An 8,943-nucleotide genomic window follows, 5' to 3' on the forward strand; every position below is an offset into this window, starting at 1 on the left:
CGGATATGCGGCGGCACTGCTGCTCGACGGCGATTCGCTGCTGCGGCGCGAAAACCTGCGGGCGGGCGAGGACGCCGTCCGGCGCTGGTTCAATGCCGCGGCCCTCGTCCGCCCGTCCGGCGATGGCGGTCTGGTGGTCATCACCGCGGACGACGCTGCCGGAGTCGGTGCCCTGCTGCGCTGGGATCCTGCCGGCTACGCCGGGCGGGAGCTGTCCCTGCGCCAGGAACTGCAGCTGCCCCCCGCGGTCCGGGTCGCGTCCCTCACCGGCGGCAGGACCGCCGTCGGGCACTTCGGCCAGGCCGTCGAACAGCAACTGGCCCCGCAGGGCATCGTATTGCGGACCGCCGGCCCGGCGCCGCTGGTGATGGCCGGAGCTCCCGGGTCCCCCGGGGAGGACGTCCGGACGCTCATGTTCATCCCGTACGGCCAGGCCGCACAGGTCACCCGGGCGCTGCGGGCCGTCAAGGTCGCCGCTGCCGCCAAACGCACCGACGACCCGGTCCAGCTGCGGCTCGACGGTGTGGACGTGCTTTAGGCGCGCAGGAAAATCCCGGGGTCGTTCTTCGCGCCGGCTACGTCCGGTCCGCGTCCTTCGGATGCCGGGCGTGTCGTGCGCGCAGCGCCACGGCCTCTTCGGCAACGTCCAGGAGCCTGCGGGCGGACTCGTCCCAGCTGAAGTCCGCGGCGCGTTCCACCGAGCGTCGGGAACGGGCCTTCCACAGGTCCGGGTCCTCGAGTTTCCGCACGGCGGCGGCAAATTCCGCCGGCATATCCGGGTGGACGTAGCTGACGGCGTCGCCGCCCACCTCGCGGAAGATCGGGATGTCGCTGGCGACCACGGGGGTGCCGTGGGACATCGCCTCAACGAGGGGCAGTCCGTAGCCCTCCGCTTTGGAGAGGCTGATCAGGGCGGTGGTGCGTCCCAGCATGGCCTCATACTCGGCGTCGGTCACGCCGTTGTGGAAGACGATGTCCGCGCCGGCCGGTGCCAGGGCCTCCAGTTCCGCCCGGCGTTCGGGGGTGATCCGGCTGAGCAGGTGCAGGCTCATGTCCGGGAGTTCCGCCATGCCCCTGATCATGGTCTCCACGTTCTTGTAGGGCATAAAGGAGCCCATGTACAGCAGCGTCTTGTCCGCGCCCGCCCCGGGGTCCCGCGGCGTGTGGCCGTGCTGCGGGGCATTGCCTACGATCCGGACCGGGCGCCGGGTCAGCCGGTACTTCGCGATCAGCGCGGCCGTCGTGGAGCTGATGGTCGCAACGACGTCGGCCCGGTTCAGCAGGAGGCGCTGCGGCCAGAACGCCTTGTGGTAGAGGCGCCAGAGGACCCGGACGGGAGCCGGCAGGAAGCCCGGAGGCGCCGGGTGCTCGTAGTAGATGAGGTCGTGCAGGGTCAACACCAGCGGGTACTTCCGGCCCCAGCTGCCCATGGTCTGCATCGGGCACACCACCACGTCGGCACCGAGTTTGTTGACCTTGCCGGCGACGAACAACTCGGCAGGGGACAGCGGGCTGTTGATCAGGGTGTAGGGCACGTCCGGCAGCAGGGCCAGCTGGCGGACGTCGCTGATCAGCATCGAGACGTCGGCGATTTTGGCCGTGGCCGCGATCAGGCTGGCTCCGTAGCGGCTGATGCCGTCATGGTGGTCCAGCCGGGTGAAGCGGGCATCGATGATGATTTTCACGCGGAATGGTCCTTCAGGAAGCGACGGATGAAACCCGCGGCGGGTTCCGGGGTTTCGTAGTGGATCAGGTGGCCGACGCCGGGGATGACGTCAAGGTGGGCGTCCGGCAGCAGGGCCAGCAGAGTGTGCTGGTCCGGCAGCGTGGCGATCTCGTCCTTTTCGCCGGCGACCAGCAGCACAGGAAGGGTCAGGCTGCGCGCCACTTCCGCGACGTTGCTGCCGACCGAGGCCTTGAACGCCTCCAGCAGGCTCTCCCGGTCCGCGAACGCGGAGAAATAGGAGCTGTGCTGGGCATGCACAAAGCGGCGGAGCTGCTTGTCCCGGGTCTTTGCCATCGTCTCGCTCATGACCCGGACGATCAGCTGGCTGCGCAGCAGGCCCTGTCCCAGCCGGCGCGGCAGGCGTGCCGCGGCTTCGTAGTACAGGACAGCGAGTTTGGTCATGAGCCCCTTGGGCCCCTCGAGGGCGGGGGCGGCGATCGGGTTGACCAGGATCAGCTCCGAGACCGTGCCCGGGTGGGCCGCCACGTAGTGACTGGCGACAATGGAGCCAAAGGAATGCCCCAGCAGGACCGTGTCAGGCCCGAGGTCCAGGGCCGTCATGAAATCGGCGATGAACCGGCCGTAGCGCTCGACGCTGTGTTCGGCATCCGTGAAAGCGGCGGAGCTGCCGAAGCCTGGCAGATCCGGCATGATGAGCCGCATTTCGGGGAGCTGGTCGGCGACCCGAAGCAGTCCATGGTGATCGCCGCGGAAGCCGTGGACCACCAGGATGGTCCGTGTCTCCGGGGTCACCCGGACCGGCTCGTAGCTCCAGTACGCCGCCCGGGTCCCATCCAGGACTACTTCGGCGGCATGGGTTCGGGCCTCAAGTCCGGCGCTGAACAGGGGAGTGGTGGGGGAGGGCCCGGTGGCCACGTGTTCCATTCGATGCGTCCTAATTGACGGAGTCAGGGTTGGAGCCGGTGCGGAAGCCACGTTCCAGACCGGCCAGGGCGTCCATCGCGGCGTCATCGAGGCTGAAACCGAAGACGTTCAGGTTTTCCCTGATCCGGGCGTAGGAGCTGGCCTTGGGGATGGCGACATTGCCGAGCTGGACGTGCCAGCGCAGGATGATCTGTGCGGGGGATTTTCCGTGCGCTGCCGCGAGGTCCAACACCACGGCGTCCTGCAGGACCTGGCCGCGGCCCAGCGGGCTCCACGCCTCGGTGGCGATTCCGAGCTCGCGGTGCAGGGTGCGCAGTTCTTCCTGCTGGAGCCAGGGGTGCAGTTCGATCTGATTGACGGCCGGGACGACTTCCGCGGTCTGCAGCAGTCGGTCCAGATGGGCCGGCTGGAAGTTCGAGACCCCAATAGCCCGCGCCCTGCCCTCCCGGTACACCGTCTCCATGGCTTTGTAGCTCTCCGAGTACAGTCCGCGCTGCGGGCAGGGCCAGTGGATCAGGTACAGATCCACGTATTCGAGTCCAAGGTTGGCCATGGACGTGTCGAAGGCACGCAGCGTTGCGTCGTAGCCCTGGTCGTCGTTCCAGAGCTTGGTGGTGATGAACAGGTCCTCCCGCGAGAGCGAGGGGGAGGCCTCACCGGAGCCGCCGCGGGCGTCGTCCCGGCTCACGAAACCGGACAGTGCGCCAATGCCGCGGCCAACCCCGGTCTCGTTGCCGTACATGGCGGCGGTGTCGAAGTGCCGGTAGCCGGCCTCGAGCGCCATGGTGACGAGTCCGGCAGCGTCGGCGGGAGGCACCTTGTAGAGTCCGAACCCCAACTGGTCGATCAGGACACCGTTGTTGAGGCTGAGCCGGGGCGAGGGTTTCATACCAACGACTTTACCGACTCCGCGGGCCCCTCCGGCTCAGGACAAGCCGTCGAAGCTGACCAGACGCCGGGCGCTGGCCTCGTCCAGGATCAGGTCGGTCGCCAGGCCCGCGGCGAGTGCGCCGCGCAGGCCGTTGATCTTGGAAGCTCCCGAGACCACACAGATCCTGCGGCGAACCTGCCGCAGCTGCGCAAGGTCCGGGCCGGTGGAACGCTCGTTGAGGGTGATGCCGTCCGAGGACCCGTCGGCGCGGAAGAACACGGTGGCAACATCACCCACGACGTCGGAGGTGGCCAGGACGCTCAGGTCGTCCTCGTCGAGGTAGCCGCCCGCGTACACGTGGCTGGGGTAGTCGGCGTCGACCGACCCCACACCGAAAATCGCGATGCTCATCCGGGCCTGCAGCTCGAGGATCCGCTGCACACTGCGCTCATTCCACATGGCCTTTTTGGTGGCGGCGTGGTCGAAGAACGCCGGTACCGGAAACTGTTCCACCCGCGCCCCGTAGGCGCTGCCAAAGCGACGCATGATGTCGGAGGCATACGTGATGCCCGTGGTTTGCATGTTGCCCGCACCGTTGAGCTGGACGATCACGCTGTCGTGGGTGATCTTCCGGGTCAGGTGCCGGCTGACGGCGCTCAGGGTGGAGCCCCACGCGACGCCGATGATGGCATTGGAGTCGACCAGCGGGCCGATGGTGCGGGCCGCCTGCATGGCCACGCGGTCCAGTGTTTCCGCCTCATTCAGTGTGTCCACCACCGGAACGACGTGCACATCCACCTTGTATTCGGCGCGGATCATGCTCTCCAGTTCGGGCCCGGTGTCCAGCGGACTGCGGATCTGGATCTGGACCAGCCCCGATTCCCGGGCCGAGGAAAGCAGGCGCGACACAGTGGACCGCGACGTGCGAAGCTCGCGGGCAATCGCGTCCATAGTCAGGTCCTGCAGGTAATACAACTGGGCGGCGCGGAGGGCGTCGGAGCTGCGTGAGGGCGTCATCCCATTTCCGTTCTGCACGTTTGTGCATAGTGCTTGACTCCATTTTCCATTACTCCAAAGAATAGTGTTGAACGGCGCCGCGCCCCACGGCGCGCCGCACAGGACCAAACCCAAAGGAGCAGTTCTTGGGACAGAAGGATTCAGCCCGCACCCAGGCATCAGCCGGCGAGCGAGCATCGGTGCAGAAGCTGCGGACGCGGCCCCACGCGCAGGTGCTGATCATCGGCGGCGGCATCAACGGAGTGGGCACGTTCCGGGACCTCGCCCTGCAGGGGGTGGACGTCGCCCTCGTGGAACGCGGTGACTACTGCCAGGGGGCCAGCGGGGCCTCCTCGCACATGATCCATGGCGGCATCCGCTACCTCGAGAACGGCGAGTTCCGCCTCGTCCAGGAATCGGTCGTGGAACGCAACCGGCTGCTGCGCATCGCACCGCATTACGTGAAGCCGCTGCAGACCACCATCCCCATCTTCAGCACGTTCTCCGGGATCCTCGCCGCTCCGCTGCGCTTCCTGACCCATAAGCAGCAGGGCGCACCGAAGGAACGCGGCGCGTTCCTGATCAAGCTCGGCCTGAGCATGTACGACTTCTTTTCCCGTGACGGCGGCACCGTGCCGCGCCACCAGTTCCGCGGCCGCAAACGTGCCCTGGCCGAACTGCCGCGCCTGCACCCGGGCATCAAGTACGCCGCCACATATTTCGACGCCTCCGTCCACAACCCGGAGCGCCTGACACTCGATGTGCTGCAGGACGGCGAGAAGGCCGGCGCCGCGGGTTCGAGTGACGCCCGCGCCAGCAACTACCTCTCCCTCGTGGCCGTCAGGGACGCCGCCGGAACCGGGCGGACCGGAAGCACCGTGGAACTCCGTGACGAACTGACCGGTGAACTGTTCGAGTTCTCCGCGGAGGTCATCGTCAATACCACCGGCGCCTGGGTTGACCAGACCAACCAGGCGATGGGCGCGGCGTCGGCCTTTATGGGCGGCACCAAGGGCTCACACATTGTGCTGGACCACCCGGAACTGCTGGCCGCCTGCAACGGCCGCGAGATCTTCTTCGAACACACCGACGGCCGGATCGTGCTGATCTACCCGATGGGCGACCGGGTCCTGGCCGGCACCACCGACGTCGACGCCGACATGGCCGCGGACGCCGTGTGCACCGAGGAGGAGATCGACTATTTCTTCGACCTGATCGGCCACGTGTTCCCGGACATCACCGTGGACCGTGACCAGATCGTGTACACCTTCTCCGGAGTCCGTCCGCTGCCCAGGCACGACGCCACCCAGCCGGGTTTTGTCAGCCGCGACTACCGGATCGAACGCCGCGCCGGTGCCGGCCCCGGCGGGACGGACAGCGGCGGCGCCGTCGTGCTCAGCCTCGTCGGTGGAAAGTGGACCACCTTCCGGGCCCTCGCCGAACACCTGAGCAACAATGTCCTCGCCGAACTGGGGATGGACCGGAAAGTCTCGACGGCGAAACTTGCCATCGGCGGCGGCGCAGGCTTCCCCGACACCGAGGACGGTGTGCAGCGCTGGATCAAGGCGCACATGGCGGCCGGCCGCGACGCGGACCGCACCGCAGTGTTGCTGACCCGCTACGGCACCCGCGCCGCGGACGTCATCAGCTTCCTCGACGGCGCTCCGGACTCCACCCCGGACCGGCTCCTGCACTCGACCCGCGAACTCAGCGTCCGCGAACTGGAGTTCATGGCCCGGAACGAGCAAATCGGGCACCTGATCGACGTCCTGATCCGCCGTACCTCCCTCGCCTTCCGGGGGCTGGTGACCGGCGAACTGCTGAATGAGGTTGCCGACATCCTCGCCGGGCCGCTGGGCTGGGACACAGCAACCCGGGCTTCCGAGATCAGCCACGCTCAGGAGGTGCTTAAGCGATTCCACGGCGTCCGGGTCCACAGCCTGGTCTCCTGATAGACCTCGGCGCCCGGGCGGGGGACGTCCGGGCGCAAGGACTGCGTGGTTCCCTGGGGGCCGGCGCAGTGGCCGGCCGGCGGCGCCAACGCACTGCCGGCCCAACAGCCCCTCAAACTCGCGAGGGGCTGACAACAGAAAATAGAGGAGTCAAAGATGTCTCTTGGAATAGTTTTCCTGTCCGAAGTATTCGGTACCGCGATGCTGACCCTGCTGGGTTGCGGCGTTGTGGCAAACGTTGCACTCAAAGGCACCAAGGGCAACAACGGCGGGTTCCTGATGGTCACCTGGGGATGGGGCATTGCTGTCTTCTCCGGCGTCTACGTTGCCGCCCAGTCCGGTGCGCACCTGAACCCTGCCGTCACGTTCGGCCTGCTGGTCAACGGCAAGAAGGAGTACGCACCCGGCGTCGCCGTCGACTTCGCCTCCACGCTCACCTACTTCGGCGGTGAACTGCTCGGTGCCTTCCTCGGCGCCGTGGTGATGTGGCTGGCGTACAAGCAGCACTTCGACGCCGAGCCCGAGCCCGCCAGCCAGCTGGCAGTATTCTCCACCGGTCCGGCCATCCGCTCCACCCCGTGGAACCTGATCACGGAGATCATTGGCACCTTTGTCCTCGTCTTCGTCATCCTGACCTTCGGCGGGACGCCGTCGGGTCTTGGCCCGCTCGCCGTGGCCCTGCTGGTCGTCGGTATCGGCGTCTCCCTCGGCGGACCCACCGGCTACGCCATCAACCCGGCCCGCGACCTCGGCCCCCGCATCGCCCATGCACTGCTGCCCATGAAGGGCAAGGGCTCCTCCGACTGGAGCTACTCGTGGATTCCCGTCGTCGGACCGCTGGTCGGCGGAGGCCTCGCCGGTCTCGTCGCAGCAGTCGTGCCGATTATCGCCACCGCGGCCGCCTAGACCACCCCTGCTGACTCATTCAACTGCCAGCCCCACGACAAGGACGTCAACATGAACCAGTACGTAATCGCCATCGACCAGGGCACCACCAGCACCCGCGCCATCGTGTTCGACCACAGCGGCAACATCGTCTCCTCGGGCCAGATGGAACACGAGCAGATCTTCCCGCAGGCAGGCTGGGTGGAGCACGATCCCGCCGAGATCTGGAACAACACCCGCGAGGTCATCGCCTCCGCCCTGTCCAAGGCGAACCTGACCCGCCATGACATCGCCGCCGTCGGCATCACCAACCAGCGCGAAACCGCCGTCGTCTGGGACAAAACGACCGGCAAGGCCGTGTACAACGCCATCGTCTGGCAGGACACGCGCACCCAGCCGATCGTGGACGAGCTGGCCAAGGACGGGGGGCCGGAGCGTTTCAAGCAGAAGGTCGGCCTGCCGCTGGCCACCTACTTCTCCGGCACCAAGATCAAGTGGATCCTGGATAACGTCGAGGGCGCCCGCGCCAAGGCCGAGGCCGGGGACCTGGTCTTCGGCAACACCGACTGCTGGGTGCTCTGGAACCTCACCGGCGGGACCGACGGCGGCGTCCACGTCACCGATGTCACCAACGCCTCGAGGACCATGTTCATGGACCTCGAGACGCTCTCCTGGGACCAGGAGATCCTGGACGCCTTTGGTGTCCCGGCCTCCATGATGCCGGCCATCAAGTCCTCCTCCGAGGTCTACGGCACGGTCCACACCTCCCAGCTGCTGCGTGAAGTTCCGGTTGCCGGCATCCTCGGCGACCAGCAGGCTGCGACGTTCGGCCAGGCCGCCTTCGACGCCGGCGAAGCCAAGAACACCTACGGCACCGGCTGCTTCCTCATCTTCAACACCGGTGAGGAAATCGTCCACTCCAAGAACGGCCTGTTGACCACGGTCGGCTATAAGCTCGGCGACGCCAAGCCGCACTACGCCCTGGAAGGCTCCATTGCCGTCACCGGCTCGCTGGTGCAGTGGCTGCGGGACAACCTCGGCATGATCAGCAGCGCCGCTGAAGTGGAGACGCTGGCGGCCTCGGTCGAGGACAACGGCGGCGTGTACATCGTGCCGGCGTTCTCCGGGCTGTTCGCTCCGTACTGGCGTTCCGACGCCCGCGGCGCGATTGTCGGGCTGACCCGCTTCGTGAACAAGAACCACATCGCCCGCGCGGCGCTGGAGGCCACCGCGTTCCAGACCCGCGAGGTGCTCGACGCCGTCAACGCGGACTCGGGGGTTCCCCTGACGGAACTCAAGGTCGACGGCGGCATGGTTGCCAACGACGCGCTCATGCAGTTCCAGGCGGACATCCTCGGCGTGCCGGTGATCCGGCCCAAGGTCGTGGAAACCACCTCCCTGGGTGCCGCCTACGCCGCCGGCCTGGCCGTCGGCTTCTGGAAGGACCTCGGCGAATGCTCGGCCAACTGGGCCGAGGACAAGCGCTGGGAGCCGCAGATGGACCAGGCGGAACGCGAGCGCCAGATGCGCCTCTGGAAGAAGGCCGTCACCAAGTCCATGGACTGGGTCGACGAGGACGTCAGGTAGCCGTTCCACCGCCTCTCAGGGACACGGAAGAGCTCCGGCCA

Annotated in this window: 7 protein-coding genes and 1 pseudogene; 4 read left to right on the forward strand and 4 right to left on the reverse strand. The window is 67.2% G+C overall.

Translation table 11 applies throughout. From position 1 onward, the window contains the following. Positions 1–538, forward strand: a pseudogene (locus tag K789_RS0121815) (primosomal protein N'); the annotation flags it as partial. 37 nt (positions 539–575) lie between these two features. Here the strand turns inward: K789_RS0121815 and K789_RS0121820 are convergent. The 4 genes from K789_RS0121820 to K789_RS0121835 are packed head-to-tail and all read right to left on the reverse strand — an operon-like array spanning position 576 to position 4,499. Continuing rightward, positions 576–1,685, reverse strand: a complete 1,110-nt coding sequence (locus tag K789_RS0121820) for a glycosyltransferase family 4 protein (protein WP_024368595.1) — start codon at positions 1,683–1,685, stop codon at positions 576–578. Beyond that, on the reverse strand, positions 1,682–2,611 hold the full coding sequence (locus K789_RS0121825) for an alpha/beta fold hydrolase (RefSeq protein WP_024368596.1): 930 nt from the start codon (positions 2,609–2,611) through the stop codon (positions 1,682–1,684). Before K789_RS0121825 ends, K789_RS0121820 begins: the two co-directional genes overlap by 4 nt. Before the next feature lie 10 nt (positions 2,612–2,621). Continuing rightward, entirely contained in the window at positions 2,622–3,500 is an 879-nt protein-coding gene (locus tag K789_RS0121830; protein ID WP_024368597.1) for an aldo/keto reductase, read from the reverse strand. Positions 3,501–3,536: 36 nt separating this feature from the next. Beyond that, complete coding sequence (locus K789_RS0121835; protein ID WP_024368598.1) at positions 3,537–4,499, reverse strand: sugar-binding transcriptional regulator; 963 nt, start codon at positions 4,497–4,499, stop codon at positions 3,537–3,539. A 125-nt stretch (positions 4,500–4,624) separates the two neighbouring features. On the opposite strand from K789_RS0121835, the gene K789_RS0121840 reads away from it, so the two are divergent. From K789_RS0121840 to glpK, 3 genes are all read left to right on the forward strand, one after another. Next, the gene (locus K789_RS0121840) at positions 4,625–6,430 is read left to right on the forward strand and encodes a glycerol-3-phosphate dehydrogenase/oxidase (RefSeq protein ID WP_024368599.1); all 1,806 of its coding nucleotides are present in this window, start codon (positions 4,625–4,627) and stop codon (positions 6,428–6,430) included. 156 nt (positions 6,431–6,586) lie between these two features. Further along, positions 6,587–7,336, forward strand: a complete 750-nt coding sequence (locus tag K789_RS0121845) for an MIP/aquaporin family protein (protein WP_024368600.1) — start codon at positions 6,587–6,589, stop codon at positions 7,334–7,336. A gap of 51 nt (positions 7,337–7,387) precedes the next feature. Beyond that, on the forward strand, positions 7,388–8,902 hold the full coding sequence (gene glpK / locus K789_RS0121850; RefSeq protein WP_024368601.1) for a glycerol kinase GlpK: 1,515 nt from the start codon (positions 7,388–7,390) through the stop codon (positions 8,900–8,902). Positions 8,903–8,943 lie beyond the last annotated feature (41 nt).

Origin of the sequence: Arthrobacter sp. TB 26 (assembly GCF_000427315.1) — a bacterium.
In the GTDB taxonomy this organism is placed as follows: Bacteria; Actinomycetota; Actinomycetes; order Actinomycetales; family Micrococcaceae; genus Arthrobacter.